14 protein-coding genes, 1 tRNA gene and 1 pseudogene are annotated in these 18,544 nt (G+C 62.8%); 11 read left to right on the forward strand and 5 right to left on the reverse strand.

The features are described 5' to 3' along the window. Window positions 1–88: 88 nt before the first annotated feature. The 4 genes from AC1DE3_RS08850 to AC1DE3_RS08865 all read left to right on the forward strand — a co-directional run bounded on the left by AC1DE3_RS08850 (window position 89) and on the right by AC1DE3_RS08865 (window position 4,173). Entirely contained in the window at window positions 89–901 is an 813-nt protein-coding gene (locus tag AC1DE3_RS08850; protein ID WP_441511234.1) for a class I SAM-dependent methyltransferase, read from the forward strand. Window positions 902–976: 75 nt separating this feature from the next. Then, entirely contained in the window at window positions 977–2,323 is a 1,347-nt protein-coding gene (locus AC1DE3_RS08855; RefSeq protein WP_441511235.1) for a homoserine dehydrogenase, read from the forward strand. 47 nt (window positions 2,324–2,370) lie between these two features. Beyond that, window positions 2,371–3,369, forward strand: coding sequence for a class II fructose-bisphosphatase (gene glpX / locus AC1DE3_RS08860; RefSeq protein WP_441511236.1), 999 nt, complete (start codon window positions 2,371–2,373; stop codon window positions 3,367–3,369). A 234-nt stretch (window positions 3,370–3,603) separates the two neighbouring features. Beyond that, complete coding sequence (locus tag AC1DE3_RS08865) at window positions 3,604–4,173, forward strand: helix-turn-helix transcriptional regulator (protein ID WP_441511237.1); 570 nt, start codon at window positions 3,604–3,606, stop codon at window positions 4,171–4,173. A 25-nt stretch (window positions 4,174–4,198) separates the two neighbouring features. On the opposite strand, the gene AC1DE3_RS08870 is transcribed toward AC1DE3_RS08865, so the two are convergent. After that, a complete protein-coding gene (locus tag AC1DE3_RS08870) occupies window positions 4,199–5,854 on the reverse strand; it encodes an FAD-binding dehydrogenase (RefSeq protein ID WP_441511238.1) in 1,656 nt (551 codons plus the stop codon). Between the two features lie 128 nt (window positions 5,855–5,982). Between AC1DE3_RS08870 and recJ the strand changes: the two genes are divergently transcribed. The 4 genes and pseudogenes from recJ to AC1DE3_RS08890 all read left to right on the forward strand — a co-directional run. After that, window positions 5,983–7,779 carry a single-stranded-DNA-specific exonuclease RecJ gene (gene recJ, locus AC1DE3_RS08875; RefSeq protein WP_441511239.1) on the forward strand — a complete coding sequence of 599 codons (1,797 nt, stop codon included), beginning with the start codon at window positions 5,983–5,985 and terminating at the stop codon, window positions 7,777–7,779. 117 nt (window positions 7,780–7,896) lie between these two features. Next, a tRNA-Glu gene (locus AC1DE3_RS08880) sits at window positions 7,897–7,971 on the forward strand. Between the two features lie 129 nt (window positions 7,972–8,100). Next, the gene (locus tag AC1DE3_RS08885) at window positions 8,101–8,295 is read left to right on the forward strand and encodes a hypothetical protein (RefSeq protein WP_441511240.1); all 195 of its coding nucleotides are present in this window, start codon (window positions 8,101–8,103) and stop codon (window positions 8,293–8,295) included. 201 nt (window positions 8,296–8,496) lie between these two features. Then, a pseudogene (locus AC1DE3_RS08890) lies at window positions 8,497–9,073 on the forward strand (transposase); the annotation flags it as partial. Window positions 9,074–9,200: 127 nt separating this feature from the next. Here AC1DE3_RS08890 and AC1DE3_RS08895 read toward each other — a convergent pair. Both AC1DE3_RS08895 and AC1DE3_RS08900 read right to left on the reverse strand, forming a co-directional pair. Further along, window positions 9,201–10,166, reverse strand: coding sequence for a glycosyltransferase (locus AC1DE3_RS08895; RefSeq protein WP_441511241.1), 966 nt, complete (start codon window positions 10,164–10,166; stop codon window positions 9,201–9,203). Window positions 10,167–10,212: 46 nt separating this feature from the next. Then, complete coding sequence (locus AC1DE3_RS08900) at window positions 10,213–11,358, reverse strand: hypothetical protein (RefSeq protein ID WP_441511531.1); 1,146 nt, start codon at window positions 11,356–11,358, stop codon at window positions 10,213–10,215. An 88-nt stretch (window positions 11,359–11,446) separates the two neighbouring features. On the opposite strand from AC1DE3_RS08900, the gene AC1DE3_RS08905 reads away from it, so the two are divergent. Next, on the forward strand, window positions 11,447–12,889 hold the full coding sequence (locus AC1DE3_RS08905) for a lipopolysaccharide biosynthesis protein (protein ID WP_441511242.1): 1,443 nt from the start codon (window positions 11,447–11,449) through the stop codon (window positions 12,887–12,889). A 556-nt stretch (window positions 12,890–13,445) separates the two neighbouring features. On the opposite strand, the gene AC1DE3_RS08910 is transcribed toward AC1DE3_RS08905, so the two are convergent. Then, complete coding sequence (locus AC1DE3_RS08910; RefSeq protein ID WP_441511243.1) at window positions 13,446–14,477, reverse strand: NAD-dependent epimerase/dehydratase family protein; 1,032 nt, start codon at window positions 14,475–14,477, stop codon at window positions 13,446–13,448. 468 nt (window positions 14,478–14,945) lie between these two features. On the opposite strand from AC1DE3_RS08910, the gene rfbC reads away from it, so the two are divergent. Both rfbC and AC1DE3_RS08920 read left to right on the forward strand, forming a co-directional pair. After that, the gene (gene rfbC / locus AC1DE3_RS08915; protein WP_441511244.1) at window positions 14,946–15,530 is read left to right on the forward strand and encodes a dTDP-4-dehydrorhamnose 3,5-epimerase; all 585 of its coding nucleotides are present in this window, start codon (window positions 14,946–14,948) and stop codon (window positions 15,528–15,530) included. Between the two features lie 20 nt (window positions 15,531–15,550). Next, window positions 15,551–16,876: an NAD(P)H-dependent oxidoreductase gene (locus AC1DE3_RS08920; RefSeq protein ID WP_441511245.1), complete on the forward strand. Its 1,326-nt coding sequence runs from the start codon at window positions 15,551–15,553 to the stop codon at window positions 16,874–16,876. Window positions 16,877–16,878: 2 nt separating this feature from the next. On the opposite strand, the gene AC1DE3_RS08925 is transcribed toward AC1DE3_RS08920, so the two are convergent. Then, window positions 16,879–18,426, reverse strand: a complete 1,548-nt coding sequence (locus tag AC1DE3_RS08925) for a lipopolysaccharide biosynthesis protein (RefSeq protein ID WP_476779679.1) — start codon at window positions 18,424–18,426, stop codon at window positions 16,879–16,881. Window positions 18,427–18,544 lie beyond the last annotated feature (118 nt).

The raw sequence follows: 18,544 nt of genomic DNA on the forward strand, positions 1-18,544 counted from the left end.
CCTTCGGGCGCGACAGCTTTGACAACGCGGTTTCGTTGCGTCAGGCGCTGAGCTATGTTGTCCAGGGGGCGCTGCCACAGGTGCTGCCATGGAAGCGACGGACAAGGTTTTCGCCGGTCCCATCCCGCAGATCTACGATCGGCTGCTCGTACCTCTGATCTTTCGGCCTTATGCTGACGATTTGGCCGCCCGCGTCATGGCATCGCAGCCCTCGCAGATTCTCGAGCTTGCGGCCGGCACGGGCGCGTTGACGCGGGCGATGGCGGCGCGTCTCGGCGGGGCGAGCATCCTCGCTACCGATCTCAATCAGCCGATGCTCGACCTTGCCGCCGCGCAATTTGCGGGCGATGGCAGGGTCGCCTGGCAGCAGGCGGACGCGCTCGATCTGCCGTTCGCGGATGGGAGCTTCGATGTCGCGGCCTGCCAGTTCGGGGTGATGTTCTTTCCCGACAAGCCGAAAAGCCATCGCGGCGTGTGGCGTGTTCTGCGGCCGGGCGGACGCTATCTGTTCAATGTCTGGGACGCGGTCGCCAGCAACGACTTCACGGTGGTGCTCCTGGAGGCGCTCGCCGAAACCTTCCCGGCCGATCCTCCTCGCTTCATCGAGCGCACGCCGCATGGCTACCATGATATCGGGACGATAGAGCTCGATCTCATGGCCGGCGGCTTCGCAAGGCCGGCGATCGAGCGTGTCGAGAAGCGCGCCCGCGCCGATTCCGCGATCGATGTCGCGACGGCGTTCTGCCAGGGGACACCGATCCGCGGAGAGATCGAGGCACGAGGCGGGCCGGGGCTCATGGCGGCGACCGAGGCCGTCGCGAAGGCGCTGGAGCGCCGGTTCGGCTTGGGCCCGATCGAAGGAGGCCTCGCCGCCTTCGTTGTTTCGGCCCAGCGCGAGTAGCTCTGACGGCATTTGCGGGGCGTTACGGCTTAGCCCTCCGTTGACTCGCATCGCGCCGCATGCGACCCCGCGCCCATGACCAGCGCTGCACTTTCGAACGCTTCCCGGCCTCTGCGTGTCGGCCTCGCCGGCCTCGGCACGGTCGGTGCCTCCGTCCTGAAGATCCTGCAACGGCAGGAGAATGCGCTGGCGGCACGTTGCGGCCGGTCGATCCGTGTGGTTGCAGTCTCGGCCCGCGATCGCAAGCGCGACCGCGGCGTCGATCTTGGCGGCCTGGTTTGGTTCGATGATCCTGTCGCGCTGGCGAAATCCGACGACGTCGATTGTGTGGTCGAGCTGATGGGCGGCTCGGACGGCCCGGCCAAGGCGGCGGTCGAAGCCGCGCTTTCGGCCGGAAAGCATGTCGTCACCGCCAACAAGGCCCTGCTCGCGGCCCATGGCGTCGCGCTGGCGGAACTGGCCGAAAGCAACGGCGTGGCGCTTGCCTTCGAGGCCTCGTCGGCCGGTGGCATCCCGGTGGTGAAGACGCTGCGCGAGGCGCTCGCCGGCAACAATGTCAGCCGCATCTCAGGCATCCTCAACGGCACCTGCAACTACATCCTCTCGCGGATGGAGCAGGAAGGGTTGACCTTCGAGGCCTGCCTGGCGGACGCCCAGCGCCTGGGCTACGCCGAAGCGGACCCGACCTTCGACGTCGAGGGCTTCGACACCGCCCATAAACTTGCCATCCTGACCAGCCTCTCCTTCGGCACGAAGATCGACGCCGAAGCGATTCATGTCGAAGGCATTTCCGCGATCACGCCGCTCGACCTGAAGATGGCCGATGAGCTCGGCTACCGGATCAAGCTGCTCGGCGTCGCCGAGCGCACCAAGACTGGCATCGAGCAGCGCGTGCATCCGACCATGGTGCCGAAATCCTCCGCCATCGCGCAGGTGATGGGCGTGCTCAACGCCGTCAGCGTGGACGCCGATGCGGTTCGCGAGATCACGCTGGTCGGCCCCGGCGCCGGCGGCGATCCGACCGCTTCGGCGGTCGTCGCCGACATCGCCGATGTCGCGCGCGGCACGGCTGGCCTGCCGTTCGGCTTGCCCGTTGCCCGTCTCGAGGAAGCCAAGCGCGCGCCGATGCAGCGTCACGAAGGCGGCTACTATGTCCGCCTCGCCGTCGCGGATCGGCCGGGCGCGGCGGCCGCGATCGCCACCCGCATGGCCGAGGCCGACATTTCGCTGGAGAGCATCGTCCAGCGCCGCTCGCCCGAAGCCGCCAATCGCGATCCGGGAGGCCGTTCCGGCGCGCCGGTTCCGGTCGTGCTGATCACCTATGCCACGAGCGAGTCGGCCATCCGCACCGCGCTCGAAAAGGTCACCGCGGACGGCCATGTCGCGGAACCGCCGCAAGTTATCCGCATAGAGCGGGAATAGGCCTTCGGGTCGATTCTACCCGTAACATTGCAAGGGGAAACCATTTCATGTCCGTCGATCTTCGCATCTCCCCGGATCAGATCATCGAGCGCTATCTCTCGATGGAACTCGTGCGCGTCACCGAACGCGCTGCCGTCTCCGCCGCCCGCCTGCGCGGCCATGGCAACGAGAAGGCCGCCGACCAGGCTGCCGTCGATGCCATGCGCCGCGAATTGAACCGTCTGCCGATCGACGGCGAGATCGTCATCGGCGAGGGCGAGCGTGACGAGGCGCCGATGCTCTTCATCGGCGAGAAGGTTGGCAACAAGCAGGGGCCGAAGGTGCATATCGCGGTCGATCCGCTCGAGGGCACGACCCTTTGCGCCAAGGACATGCCGGGCTCGATCGCGGTGATGGCGATGGCCGGCGCCGGCAGCCTGCTCTACGCACCCGACGTCTACATGGACAAGATCGCGTGCGGCCCGGGCTATGCCAAGGGCGTGATCGACCTCGACGCCTCGCCGGCCGACAACATCAATGCGCTGGCCAAGGCCAAGGGCGTGAAGCCGCATGAGATCTCGACGCTGATCATGGACCGCCCGCGCCATGCCAAGCTGATCGAGGAGGTCCGCAAGACCGGCTGCTCGATCCGCCTGATCACCGACGGTGACGTCGCCGGCGTGATCTTCTGCACCCAGCCAGAGAAGACCGGCATCGACCTTTATCTCGGCATCGGCGGCGCGCCCGAGGGCGTGCTCGCGGCGGCCGCGCTGCGCTGTGTCGGCGGCCAGATGCAGGGCCGGCTTATCCTCGACACCGAGGAGAAGCGCGTGCGCGCGGCGGGCATGGGCGTCAAGGACCCGAACAAGAAATACGACATGTCGGAGATGGCCTCGGGCGACGTCATCGTCTGCGCCACCGGCGTGACCGATGGCGGCCTGCTCTCGGGCGTGAAGTTCGGCAAGGACGTGATCGAGACCGAGACGCTGGTCTATCGCTCGATCACCGGCACGGTCCGCCGCATCTATGGCGAGCACCGTGAGTTCTCGAAGTTCCAGCTCGACTGAGCGCGTTGCGCATGTCGAATGACATTTTGACATAACCGAACGTATGCTAGCCCCGGAAAGCAATCTTTCCGGGGTTTGTTTTTGTCCGCATTCGCCCGAGCGCTCGATTTGGTCGATGGCCTCGATCAGGCCGCATCGCCAATGGCTGCGGGATTGGTTCTGCGTCAGGCCCTTGCCCCGTTTGGAAATTGCGGTTTCTTCGCGGGCTCATTTCCCGCTTCTCCGATTTTGCCCGTGGAGCGCATTGTCGCGGGCGGTCGGCGCTATGCGCAGCTCTCGCCGCCAGGGTGGCTCGAAGAATATACGAGGCTCGGCCTCGACCGCGGAAATCCCGTGATCTTCGCTCCTGCCAGACGGGTTTCACCCTTTCGCTGGAGCGATCCGGGCTTTCCCGATTTGATGGATTGGCGCGGCCTCAAGCTCGCGCGCGAGATCGGCTTGCAGGATGGCCTTGCCGTTCCCTGTCATGAACCGGGCGGGCGCGTCGGTGTCATCAGCATGGGCTTCGAGCGCTTGGATCTCTCGCCGCGAGACATTCGGATTATCGCCCTGGCGGCTGTGCTGACGCATGAGCGGATGACACGCTTCGCGACGATGCCCACCCCGCTTGCGGTTGGCCTCAGCCAACGCGAGCGCGACTGCCTTGCCTATGTCGCCGATGGCCTGTCCGATGGCGAGATTGCCGAAAAGCTGGGCATTGCGCAGACGACCGCCCACAGCCATGTCGAGAACGCCAAGCGTAAGCTCGGTGCCCGCAGCCGCGCGCAGGCTGTGGCGCGGCTCTTCGGAAACACGCCGCCGTAAGTTGTCGAAGGAAGGAGTTGCGCCCTCAGGCTATGGCCGTAGCGGCCGCGCGGCCGGCGGCGCGCCCTGAGAAAATGCAGCCGCCAAGGAAGGTGCCTTCGAGCGCGCGATAGCCGTGGACGCCGCCGCCGCCGAATCCGGCCGCTTCGCCAGCGGCATAGAGCCCCGGCACGGGCTCGCCCGCCGCATCCAGGACCCGTGACGACAGATCCGTCATCAGCCCGCCGAGCGATTTTCGCGTCAGGATGTTGAGCCTGACCGCGATTAGCGGACCATGGGCCCGATCGAGGATGCGATGGGGCTTGGCCGTGCGGATCAGCCTGTCGCCGAGATAGTTGCGCGCGCCACGCAGTGCTGTGATCTGCAGATCCTTCGCGAAGGGATTGGCGAGGGCCCGGTCGCGCGCCTCGATCTGCCCGCGCAGATGCGCCTCGTCGATCAGCGCCTCATGGGTCAGCGCATTCATGCGCGCGACGAGGCGGCTGAGATCGCTCTCGACGATGAAATCCTCGCCCTTGTCCATGAAGGCCTGTACCGGGCCGGGCACGCCGCCGCCGGCGCGGCCGAGGACCTGCCGCCAGCTTCTGCCGGTCAGGTCCGGGTTCTGCTCGGAGCCCGACAGCGCGAACTCCTTGGCGATGATGCTGCGGTTCAGCACGAACCAGGAATAGTCGTAGCCGGTCGTCATGATGTGCTCGAGCGTGCCGAGCGTGTCGAAGCCGGGGAAGAGCGGAACCGGGAGACGGTTGCCGCGCGCATCGAACCAGAGCGAGGACGGGCCGGGCAGGATGCGGATGCCATGGCGCGGCCAGATCGGCGCCCAATTGGCGATGCCCTCGACATAGTGCCACATCCTGTCGCCGTTGATCAGCCGCCCGCCGGCCGCCTCGGCCACTGCGAGCATGGCGCCGTCGACATGATCAGGCACGCCTGAGAGCAGCCGAGACGGGGGCTTGCCAAGGCGCGTCGGCCACCGCGCCCGGACGAGCTCGTGATTGCCGCCGATGCCGCCGGAGGTGACGATGACGGCCTGCGCCTTCAACTGGAAGGAGCCGGTGACGCCGCGTCCGCTCTTTTCGCCGCGCGCAACATGGCTCGGCTCCAGCACCTCGCCTTCGACGCCCTCGATCGCCCCGGCGCTGCGCGTGAAGCCGGTGACGCGGTGGCGGAAATGGAAGGCGAGCAGGCCCTTGGCCTGCGCATCCTTCGCCCGGCGCAGAAAGGGCTCCAGCACCCCCGGACCCGTGCCCCAGGTGACATGGAAGCGCGGCACCGAGTTGCCGTGGCCCGTCGCGAGGCCGCCTCCGCGCTCGGCCCATCCGACGACCGGAAACCAACGCATGCCCATGCCGTGCAGCCAGCTGCGCTTCTCGCCGGCGGCAAAGTCGAGATAGGCCTCGGCCCAGCGCCGAGGCCATTCATCCTCCGGCCGGTCGAAGCCAGCCGATCCGAACCAGTCGTCCCGCGCCAGTTCGCGGGAATCGCGGATGCGCAGCCGCCGCTGCTCGGGGCTGTCGATGAGGAACAGCCCGCCCAGAGACCAGAAGGCCTGCCCCCCGAGCGATTGCTCAGGTTCCTGATCGAGCAGCACGACCTTGCGCCCGGCTTCCGCTATCTCGCAGGCGGCGACGAGGCCGGAAAGCCCCGCGCCGACGATCGCCACATCGGTTTCGTGCTGCATGATCCCCCCGGGATGCCGCCTCTGCCGGTGGCTTGCACGCAATATGACGGCCGCTCCCAATACGGCCAAGCTCGACACTGGTTGACCTCGCGCCCGGCTTGCGCGACGCCGTTGGGACAATGAGTCCGATGCAACAATCCCGTGTTTTCCTTGGCGTCACCCGTTCGGTGCTCGGTCGTCCCTGGCGCGACCGGCTCGATACGGCGGGTCTCGGCCGGGCGGAGGCCTTGTCCCAGCGCGAGGGGCTGTCCGATATCCTGTCGCGCCTGCTCGCTTCTCGCGGCGTCGAGCCGGCCGAGGCGATGCGCTTCCTCGAGCCGAAGCTGCGCGACCTGCTGCCGGACCCGGCCGTCCTCACCGACATGGAGCCTGCGGCGGCGCGGCTGGCGCAGGCGGCGATGCGTGGCGAGCGCGTCGCGATCTTCGGCGACTACGACGTCGACGGTGCCTGCTCCTCCGCGCTGCTCGCCGGCCTTCTGACACAGGGCGGGGCGCGCCCGCGCATCCATATCCCCGACCGGCTGATCGAGGGCTACGGCCCCAACAGCGAGGCTATCCGGATGCTCGCGGGCGAGGGCGCCACGCTCCTCGTCACGGTCGATTGCGGCACGACCAGCGAGGAGCCGCTGGCAGAGGCCCGCAGGCTCGGCCTCGACGTCGTGGTGCTCGATCACCATCAGGCGCCGGAGCGCTTGCCGCCGGTCGAGGCGCTGGTCAATCCGAACCGGCAGGACGATCTCTCGGGACTTGGCCATCTCTGCGCTGCCGGCGTGGTCTTCCTCGCGCTGGTCGCCACCAGCCGGGCGTTGCGCCGGCAGGGCCATTGGGCGGTGCGCGGCGGCGAGCCCGACCTGCTGGCGATGCTCGATCTCGTCGCGCTGGCGACGGTCGCCGACGTCGTGCCGCTGCAGGGGCTGAACCGCGCCTTCGTGCGGCAGGGGCTGGCGATGATGCGCAGCCGCGCCCGCCCTGGCCTCGCGGCGCTGATGGATGTCTCCGGCCTTGATGGGCCGATCCAGCCCTGGCATCTCGGCTTCCTGCTCGGGCCGCGCATCAATGCGGGCGGACGCATCGGAGACGCCGCGCTCGGCGCGCGCCTGCTTCTGAGCGATGACGAGGTCGAGGCGCGCAGCATCGCCGCCGAGCTCAACCGCCTCAACCAGGAGCGTCAGGAGATCGAGCGGCTCGCCGTGCTGGAGGCGGTGTCGCAGGCCGAGCATGAGCTCGCCGGCATGGCCGAACTGCCGGTCCTGCTCACCGGCAGCGCCGATTGGCACCCCGGCATCGTCGGGCTGGTCGCGGCACGGCTCAAGGAGCGCTTCCGCCGCCCAGCCTTTGCGCTCGCGCTGAACGGGGAGGGTGGGGCGACCGGCTCCGGCAGGTCAGTCGCTGGCGTCGATCTGGGCCGGGCCGTGCGCGCCGCCGTCGAGGCGGGGCTCGCGGTCAAGGGCGGTGGCCATGCCATGGCGGCTGGCGTGACGCTGGCTAGCGGGCAGGCCGCGCCGTTCCACGCGTTCCTGAACGACCATCTCGCCCGCGAGGTCGGCGCCGCCGGCGAGGCCGAGGCGCTGCTCGTCGACGCGGCGCTCAGCGCCGGCGGCGCGAGTCCGCGGCTGATCGCCGAGATCGAGAAGGCCGGGCCGTTCGGTTCGGGCAGCCCGGAGCCGGTCTTCGTCTTCCCGGCGCATCGCCTGACCGACGCCGTCGAGATCGGCAGCGGTGGCCATGTCCGCATCAAGCTGCGCTCGGGCGATGGTGCCAGCGTTGGCGGGATTGCCTTTCGCGCGGCGCAGGAGCCCTTAGGGCAGGCTCTGTTCGGGGCGCGTGGCGAAACCGTACATCTGGCGGCGACGCTCTCGCTCAATCGTTGGGGCGGCAACGAGACGGCGGAGCTGCGCATCCTCGATCTCGCTCGCCCGGTCTAGCAGATCGTCATCGAAACCGAGTCATCCACATTTCTTGTGAACGGGCGCTTGCAGAGCGGCAGGCCTGCCACTATACCTCGCCCCGCTTCGGCACGAACCTTCCCGGTTCGAGGCAGAGCGACCTTCGTCTATCGGTTAGGACACCAGCCTTTCACGCTGGGGAGACGGGTTCGACTCCCGTAGGTCGCGCCACTCTTTTAAGGGTGGCTTAAGTAGCTGAAATCAAACGATAAAATGATGCGAAAAATCGAGGGTGTTCCCCGCGATGTCCCCCATTTCTGTCCCCCGCTACAGGGGGGCTGGCGTGCCGACCGCGCACGAATGCCGGCGCAGGCCTTCATTCGGCTGCGCTTCGATGCCGGCGAGGCCTATCAGTTCGACTGGAGCCATGAGGCGATCGAACTCCACGGGCTGCCCGTCGTCGTGAAGGTCGCCCAGATGTGGCTGGCCTATAGCCGCATGCCGAGCGTGCGCGCCTATTTGCCAGACGCAGGAGATGGTCTTCGATGCGCATGACGAGGCCTTCGCCTTCTGTGGCGGGGTTGCCGGCGGCATCTACGACAACGTGAAGACGGCGGTGGAGACCGCCTTCGTCGGCCGCGCCCGGGAGTTCAACCGGCGCTTCCTTCAGCTCTGCCGCATCGCCTGGTCGAGCCGGTGGCCTGCACATCGGCGGCCAGCTCGGAGAAGGGTCAAGTCGAGAACCAGATCGGCACGATCCGCGATCTGCTGTATGCCGAGGGTCATGTCGTGGGGCGCCTGCATGTTGTCACGCTGATGCGGCGCATGGGGATCGAGGCGCTCTATCGCAGGCCGAACACCTCGAAGCGGGTTCCGGGTTATCCGATCTCTCCCCACCTGCTGCGCAAGCTGCCGGTGACCGCACCAACCAGGTCTGGGCGATGGACATCACCTGCATCCCGATGGCGCGAGGCATCGTCTATCTCGCGGCTGTCATCGACTGGTTCAGCCGCGGCATTGTCGCGGCGACGCCGACCAGGGCACTCAGTTCGCCAGCCGCGAGTTTACCGGCCTGCTGATCGGCGCAAATATCAGGACCAGCATGGACGGCAAGGGCGCCTGGCGCGACAACGTCTTCGTCGAACGCCTCTGGAAATCGCTGAAATACGAGGGGGCCTATCTGCGCGCTTATGCCAGCGTGTCGGAGGCGTGCGCCTCGATCGGCCGGTATCTCGACTTCTACAACGGCCGGAGGCCTTGTCAGGGGCTGGGGCGCCAAACCCCCGACCAAGCATACTTCAACACGCTGCTGCCAATCCCGGCTGCGGCATAATCGAGGCTGGAACCCACTTAGCAACAGGCCGGAAACTGTTCAGATAAACCGAGCCGGCGATTGCTGCGAGGAGACCGCTTCCTGTCCCGAACCAATCGGGCAATGGGCACCCGACGCTACAGCCTTGTTACGTTTTCCCCCTTGCCAAGTGTCTGCGCCCTGCCATCGCAAGAAAGGCCCAATCGGCGACGGCATCGGCGAAATCGAACCAACGGGCTGGATGGCCGGTGGCACTCAGCCTTTCCAAGTGATTGCTGAAGGTAGCCTTGTCACGTTCGAACCAACGCAGGCGAAGAAGGCGGCGAATATAGCGCCGCCTCTGCTGAACGAGACGGTGACGGTACTCTTCCTGCTCCAGCACGATCGGGCCGTACCGGACTAAAATTTGCAGCCGATCGAGAAGCGCAAATCCGAGCTTTACATGAACGTCATAGGCATTGCTATCGTGAATCCGCCTAATTGCCAGACCTTCATGGATAAACGCAAGGTTGTTATGCAGGCAAGCGCGTAAAGCAGCCTCAGCATCAAGGTAAGGAAGAAGATTTTCGTCATAAAATGAACGGCTCATGTCGATCAGGGATCGACGAAACAGAAAATGCGTCCCCGAAAATACCGTATTATCCTCGCGCAAATAGGCGCGAATAATTGATATTCCGTCGAAAACGGTCTGATTTCGAGGAATGTTTTCGTCGCGGAGGTGGTCGGAGTATTCGAGGCAACCAACCGCAACCACATCGGGATGCTGTTCTGCGAGCTCGATTTGTCGGCGAATAGAGTCGGTAGTCATCAAATCATCGGCGCATAGGAGCCGGAAATAGCCAGCCTCGGCCGGCAAAAGATTGAGGACAGCGTTGAAATTCGCCGCCATGGGGATCGTGCTCGGATTACGATGGCTCAGGATCGGGACTCGGCCATTCGCATGCTGCGCAATAATCTCCGGAGTGGCGTCCGTGCTAGCATTGTCCAGAATGACGTGAACGAGATTTGGATAATCGAGCGATTGCACGCACGCTATGGTATCAGCCAAATACTTCTCGCCATTGTAGACCGGCGTCGCGATGACGACGAGCGGGAATGCCGACTTTGAGCGCATGATCCGCTTCTCTCAGTTCATGTTAGCGCGAAGTCCCAGACGAAATTTATTTCCCTACCTCTCCACTGCCGTTTACAGCGTCAACTTTTTCTAGCCAGATCTCTCGCCACCACGTGTATATATTTCTTGGACAAAACAATCTATTCTCGCTGTAACTGGAGCGGCAGTACGAATTCTCCAGAATGACAGCGGGTGTTTTGAGCCGCCGCATAAGCCCGGTCCTCTCATCGACGAAAGTCTCCACGCGCGTTTTTACCTGCATAACCTTACCACAATAGGGAACGAGCTCAGCATCAAATCTCATGCCTCGGTTCTGATTGGACGCGTCGATCGTTTTCCGGATTTCCTCAAAGGATCGGACCCGGACCCAGTCCCCGGCTTGTAAATTAAGGTCTGATACCGGCCCGATCGCGCCAGGCGGAAGGTCTCCTGCCCGCCTGGGAAACGGAACGCCGCCCCACAGTGATTGAACCCGATCGTAGAACCAACGTCCAGGACGGCCCAACCTTCGCCTCTTGGCCATGGTCATGTAAATGAATGCGAAGTACAAAAAACCACGCATCATCCTGGGCAGGGAATTATTTCCGGACGCATAGTCCTCGATATACTGGCGTGCGTCCCACCATTTGAGCGGCCGCGTATACTGTAGAAGCTCGGTGGCCTGGCAGAAATACCTTGTATTTTGCTTGGAGTCCGATGCGTGGGTCGCTTTCAACACGTCCTCTTCGGTGCAGCCTGCTGAGAGGCGCCCGGCGTCGGATATTTCCGCGAATTCGCCCTTTTCGACGGGTTTGAGCCAAGCCTGCTTCCAGAAGATCAGGCATCCTGCCTGGCACCCCCCGTAAGCCGCGCCGTCGCACCGATGATTCAAGTGGACACTGTCAGGCAGCCGGCGGCCGACATAATCTCCGCTGACCGTGTCGCAGGTTTTGTGTGCGCTCTTATAGATCTCGAATTTTTGACCACAGTATTCGAACATCTGCGGCATGAACGGCAGTCCATCGAGGCGGCCACCCTTATCGAGCGTTGCAAGGATCTCCTCCTTGCTTCGTACCTCGACCCAGTCACCGGCTCGCATCTTCATGTTGAGCTCCTTCTGTTGATACGTGGTTCGCTCGATCAAGCCCACCCGGAGGCGCGGTGATCCCAGACGATATCCAATTTGACGGGAAAATTCCATGGTAATCGTCATCGACACGACGTAGGGTTCGCGAACAACTTTGCGAACGAAGACCTTCGCGGCTCGAAATCACCGCCCGACCCACCGGGAACGGAAGCATATGGAAGTCCTGAAGCAGCGTACAATTCGAGGCGGCCTCGCCAAGCTTGTCGGCCAGGGGATAACGTTTGCGCTGCGGCTGTTTTACATCGTGGTGATGGCGCGGCTCCTTTCGCCGTCGGAGTTCGGCCTTGTCGCCATGGTCACAGTCATAACCGGAATTTACGACCTGTTTCGGGACGGGGGCCTTTCGGCGGCCGCCATCCAACAAGCAACCGTCACCGAGGAGCAAAAGTCCACGCTGTTCTGGGTCAACATGCTCATAGGCGCGACCCTTACCCTACTTTGCCTGTTGACTGCGCCAATTCTCATTCGCTTTTATCAAGAACCTCGTCTTTTCGGGGTCACGGCGGTGATATCCGGCGGCTTCCTGTTCAGCGCCGCCGGTGCGCAATATGCGGCCATACTGCACCGCGAGTTGCGTTACGTCACGCTGGCTCTGATCGACGTTTTCAGCGTTCTCGTGAATACGGTCACAGCAATCGCGATGGCTGCCACCGGCTGGGGCTATTGGTCGCTCGTTGTACCCTCGGTTGGAATAACAGTTATCAATACTGTCGTGATGTGGCTCGTCGTGGGTTGGAGGCCGGGTTGGCCGCACCGCGATGCCAAGGTGATGGCGATGCTGAAATTCGGCGGAACGACGAGCTTGAATAGCCTCGTCGTTTATATCGCCTATAACCTCGACAAGATTTTGATCGGTCGATTCTGGGGAGCTGATGCGCTCGGTCTTTATTCGCGAGCATATCAACTTATCAATATCCCGACGACGCAACTGAACGGTGCCCTTGGAAGCGTGGCGTTCTCCGCCTTGTCGCGCCTTCAGAATGAGCCTGCGCGATATAAGAACTACTTCATCAAAGGTTACTCGCTCGTCGTTGCTTTGACGGCTCCAATCACACTGTTTTCTGCCGTATTCGCGGATGACATCATTCGCGTCGTAATGGGCCCCCGTTGGGAGGCCGCGGCGACGATCTTTCGCCTGTTGACGCCAACCGTTCTGTTCTTTGGCTTGGTCGATCCGCTCGCCTGGTTTCTGATGTCGAGCGGCCTGCAACGGCGAAGCTTGAATATTGCGTTGGTTCTCGCACCGATTTGTATTGTCTCCTATCTCGCCGGGCTGCCTTACGGACCGACCGGTGTGGCTGCGGCTTTTTCCATCGCGCTGTCCTTGTGGCTTGTTCCGCACATGATGTGGTGCGTCAAAGGCACAAGCATCACGATGACCGATCTACTTGGCGCAATTTGGCCTCCTTTCGGTTCGGCGATTGTCGCGACGATTGCCGCTGTCGCGGTTGAGGCTCTCGTCGGTCACACAGAGCCTGCTCTGTTGAGGGTTGCTCTCAGCGCGAGCGTCATGGCAGCAACTTATTCGGCAATGCTGCTTGTCGTAATGGGTCAGAAAACATTCTATCTGAACCTCATATCCCAGGTGAGGACATAGGTCGTGCTGCCTTGACGGGGCGGCTTCTTGCGGTTTCGAATCTCAGTAAAAATCGCTCGGCGCCAAGGTAAAGGCGCGCGCCGTTGTCCAAGCAGAAATGCCCGCGCGGTCGTTATGCGCTCGACCGAGCGGCCCACCTGTTCCAGCATGAGCGTGCATCTCTTCTGCTTCCGGGGCGTCGGGGCGATTTGGAAACGCTGCTATGGCAGGCGCGGGAAGCGATGGCGTGGCCTCGCCAAAGCCACCGCCCAGGTTCACTTCACCGCCATCGCCTACAATCTCAAACGGACCCGCTCAATCGTCATGGCAGCCGTTTGAGCGCGGAAAAGGCCACTGTAACCCAGCGCCCAACACTCGCATCGAGCGGGCCGCAAACCGCCAAATCCGCGCCGTCTACGCCTACCCGCGCACAGGTCTCACAAGAGGCGATCGAAGCGTGATCGTCCAGGTCGAGGAAGCGCTCGGTGAGTTCCTCGCGATTCCTGGCCTTGGCCGCCTCTGGTGATGTTTGCGTCGGCCTCGCCGGCGACGATCCGGCGAGCGCCAAATGGACGTATTATGGATAAGCCCAGAACAGCTTGTCGTCGAGAAGGCCGCTTTGGCGATGCTTCATCAGCATTTTGAGCCGGGTATAGGGCGGCGCACGGAAGTCATCCTCGCTCATGGCGATACGCTCAAATACATCATGCATTTGGCGGGCGCCGGATTCCGCAGTCCAGCGCGCTTCGAATGTCGGCAACACGTGGCCGATCTTGTCGAAATTCACGCGGTAGGAACGGTTATCCGCGCTCGGCTCGCCGACAATCAACTCGCAACCGGAAAACTCGTTCGCGACGATGCGTGCGATCTCGATAACGCGGTAGTTCTGCTGGTTCGAACCGACATTGAAGATCTGGCCGCGAATACGATCGGGTGGTGCGGTCAGCGACAGATGCACGGCTTGGCACATATCGAGCGCATGAACGAGCGGTCGCCAAGGTGAGCCGTCGGAGAGGAGTTTGATCTGCTTGGTGGTCCATGCGAGGCCGCAGAGGTCGTTCAGCACAATGTCGAAACGCTGGCGCGGCGAGGCGCCATAAGCAGTCGCGTTGCGCAAGAAGCAGGGTTCAAAGTCGTCCCCGGCCATGGCGGAGACATCGTGCTCGACCTTGGCCTTGCATTCCGCATAGGCCGTCTGCGGGTTCACCGGGCTCTCTTCGTCGAGAATCTGGTCTGGAGCGCCGACCCCATAAACTGAGCATGAGGACATGTAGACGAAGCGTTTGACACCGGCTTTGCGCGCGAGTTGTGCCAGCCGTACCGATCCGCCATGATTGATCTCATGTGTCAATTGGGGGTCCTGCTGCCCCAGCGGATCGTTGGACAGTTCGGCGAGATGCGCGACCCCGTCGAAGCCTTCAAGGTCTTCGGCTGTGATTTCACGCAAATCTTTCGTGATGACTGCCGGGCGCGGTCCCCTCATCGGATAGAGCCAACCCTGGCGGTAATAGCCGGTATCGAGGCCAACGGCTTCGATACCCTGCTCGATCAGATACGGACCAAGAAGCGCGCCGATATATCCATCTGCGCCAGTAAACAGCACACGCATGTCTAGACCCCAGCCATCAGAAACCAGCTAATCTGTTCCCAACATACCAACGCGCGAAAGCTTCACATGGCAGCGCACCCCTTTATCCGGCGATCGGGTTGGCCAGCGGTACAGCCCGCTCGCACCGGCATATCGTGGATTAAGTTGCTGAAGCAAAGGAGGCCGGCGTGGAGTTCACGCATCGGCACGATCCGGGACTTCGAAGCCGCAGGCCTGGCTGATCAAGCACATACGCCTCTGCCTCACGACACGCTGCTCAACGAGATCATCATGCCGCAAAATCGCGACTTATTACTAGCAGATTTAATTACCTAAGGGAAGAATGTCTCGGTGCCGCGCTGGCGTATGATTTTTAGGTCGCAAGGGATCATTTTTTATGCGCCCAAGCTTCGAAGCTTGCTATAGTCTTAGATCTGATCCGCAGGGATCGCTCGCCAGTGTCATTTAACTGAATCTTGGGGGGCTGATTTGAAATTCGTCGCTACTAAGCTCGCGGGGGCGTTCATCCTTGAGCTCGAACGCAGGGAGGATGAACGAGGCTTCTTCGCACGGACCTTCTGCCAGAACGAATTCCAAGCTCACGGCCTCAAGGCGACGATCGCACAGGCCAATCTCGCCTCGAACATCCACAAGGGCACGCTGCGGGGCATGCATTTCCAATATCCCCCGGCGGCGGAAACCAAGCTCGTGCGATGCACGCGCGGGTCAATCCTCGATATTATCGTCGACCTGCGTCCGGAGAGTCCCACATTCCTGGAGCATATCGAGGTGGAGCTGAGCCAGGAGAACGGTCGTGCGCTCTACGTGCCGGAGCGTTTCGCGCATGGTTATCAGGCGCTCGAAGACGGGACGGACACCAGCTATCAGGTCGGCGAATTCTATACGCCGAGCGCTGAAGGCGGCCTGATGTACAACGACCCGCGTCTGGGCCTGACATGGCCGCTGCCCGTGACGGTCATCTCGCCCAAAGACCAGGCTTTTGCGCCGTTCGATGCGGTCGAGACCGAGTTGAAGGCCAAAATGGGCTCCAAGCCAGTGTCGGTGGCCGGCTGAAGGAACAGGGGTAGAGCGCCATGCTGATCGTCGATACTGCTCTGAAGAGGCGTGCGGAAGAGAACAACCCGATCCGAGTCGGCATTCTCGGCGCGGGATTCATGTGTCAGGGACTTGCAAACCAGCTCGCGCATTCCGTGCCGGGAATGCGCCTGGCTGCGATCTCCAATCGCCGTCCGGAGCGGGCCCTGAACGTTCTTGCCTATGCCGGCTTCGAGAACAGCAAGCTATCGGACAGGCAGACGGAGCTGGATGAGATCATCCGCTCCGGAAAGCCGGCGGCAACGGAAGATGCCATGCTATTGGCGCGCTCGCCGGAGATCGATGTGCTGGTCGATACGACCGGCTCGGTCGAGTTCGGCGCGCACCTCGTGCTGGAAGCTTTCAAACACGGCAAAGACGTGGTTTTGATGAACGCCGAGATCGATGCCACCATCGGGCCGATCCTGCGGGTGCATGCGCACCGATATGGCCGGATTCTTTCCGCTTGCGACGGCGATGAACCGGGCGTGCAGATGAATCTGGTTCGCTGGGTGCGGGGCCTGGGGCTGACGCCTCGCCTCATCGGCAACATCAAGGGTCTACAAGATCCGTACCGCACCCCGACCACTCAAAAAGCCTGGGCGGAGCGCTGGGGGCAGAATGCGGCGATGGTGACGAGCTTCGCCGACGGCTCCAAGATCAGCTTTGAGCAATCCATCGTCGCAAATGCCACCGGCTTCAAAGTGCTTCAACGGGGCATGTCGCGCGGGCGCGAATACCGCGACGACGTCATGGCGATAGGCAAGCTATACGACATCGACCAGTTGCGAGAGCTCGGCGGCGCCATCGACTATGTCGTCGGCACCCCCCTCACCAAAGTCTTCGTGCTCGCGGAGCATCCTGATCCAAAACAGCAGCACTACCTCAATCTCTACAAGATGGGCGAAGGGCCGCTCTATTCGTTCTTCACGCCTTACCACCTCGTCCATTTCGAGACGCCGCTGTCGATTGCGCGGGTGGTTCTGTTCCGGGATGAGCTGGCGCCGCCGCTCGGAGGCCCGGTGGTCGAGGTCTGCGCGATCGCCAAGCGGGACCTCAAGGCCGGCGAGACGCTCGACGACTACGGCATGTACATGACCTATGGCGAAGCGGTGAATGTCGATGAAATGAGCGCCGGGCGCTATCTGCCAGAGGGTTTGGTCGCCGGCTGCCGCCTCGTCCGCGACATCGCGAAGGACGAGGTCCTGACATATGACGACATCGTCCTGCCGCCCGGACGGCTAGCCGACACGCTTCGCGCTGAGCAATATCGCCATTTCCGTGGCGAGACCTGGCTCGAGGATCTGCTCAAGATTGCGGCGTGATCTCAGCCGGTCGGCCGGCGTCGTAGAAGACGCACATAGGCGCTGCTGAGCGTGTCAAGGCCGCGGCTTCGCAGGCGTCGATACACTGGAAGATGCAGCACGGCGAGGGCGCAAACCCCTGCGTAAAGCAGCCCGGCGGCCGCAATGGCTGCCAGCGCAGGTGCCGTCGAGAGACTTGCGGTTATCAGCGAGAGCGCGAAGCCGATCGCGGCTGCGGTTAGCGTCGGCACGGCGATCACGGCGAGGATATCGAAAATACTGATATTCGTCTGATAAGTGGCCATGAGCATCGAAGGAAAGAACGCGACGTAACGCGAAATGCTGTAACACAGCGCTACGCCCACCGGGCCATATGGAAGCCCCATCAAGAACGAGCTGACATAGATCGGGACACCGATCAGACTCCAATAGAACATGCGATCGGTGCGACCCGTCGAGATATAGATCCAACCGGTCGCGCCCATCGGCACGGATGCCAGCATGCCGAGCACCAGACAGCTGAAGATCAGCTTGACAGGCTGCCATTGGGGGCCGAGCACGATGTCGACGATAGGGGAGGCGCCTCCATAAAGGAGACAGGCCATCGCAGCGCCTACGAGCGTGACGACGCTCAATGCATCGAGATAGGCTTCGCGCCACCTTGCGGGCTCTCGGCGTAGCCGACTCAGCACTGGCACCATTGATGAGCCCAATGGTCCGCTCAGAAAGTTGAGCGGTATCACCAGTAGATTGTAGGCCCGCGAATAGAAGCCGAGTTCGACCGAACCCCAACGGGCTCCGATCAGAATATTATCGAGCTGCTGATGGAAGTAATTCAGAATCATCGCGCCGGTCAGATGGAAGCCAAATTTGAGTGATGCTTTCGCGGCCGACCAGTCTTTCACAATGCTTGGCCGCCAGGGGCAAAGAATCCAGACCGCCGCCGTCGTCGTGAAGGCCGTCACCCATGTTTGAATGACGAGCGCCCAATAGCCGGCGGAGAACAGCTTAGCCGCGATGACGGCGACCACGAGACCGGTTGCAAGAGCGCCAAGCGAGGCGATCTGCAGATCGAGCCAGCGCATGTTACGGGTGAGCAGGGCGGTGGGCAGTCCGCCGAGCGCATAAATCGGTGCGTTCAGGCCGAGCCCGAGGACAACGAGCGGTAAGCGCCGGTCTTCGAAAAACCAAAGTGATGCTGGCGCAGCGACCGCCGAGAGCAGGAACGCCAAGCATCCCATGCCGAGGGCGATCCACATCAAGGCGCTGGCTGTGTTTTGGTCGAGTTCCTCTCGCTGCACCGCGGCCGTCGCCACATTGAGTTCGGTCAGTACGATGACGAAGGCCGTCACCGTGCTGCCCATGGCGACAAGCCCGAACTGGCTCGGTTCAAGCAGGCGCGCAAGCATGGCCGAGCCGGCCAGCTGCAGCGCGAGGCGCACGAACTGGGCGCCTATCGCAATGGCGCCCCCCGCGATCGTGCGTTTCCCGAGAGCATCCCTCAGATGGTTGGGGGACAGCATCCGCTCGTTGACGGCCATCTGCGCCTGGGCATCGCGGTTGCCGATCAATAGGCCCGCCCCCCTTGTAACGCCCGCGCTATCGAAATGGCGGTGCCTGCGGGATCAGATGGTTCGTCAGGGCGTTATCAGATTGAGAAATACATGAAGATATGCTAATGTGCGACTG

The sequence above is a fragment of the Allobosea sp. 10L417 genome (genome assembly GCF_056395485.1).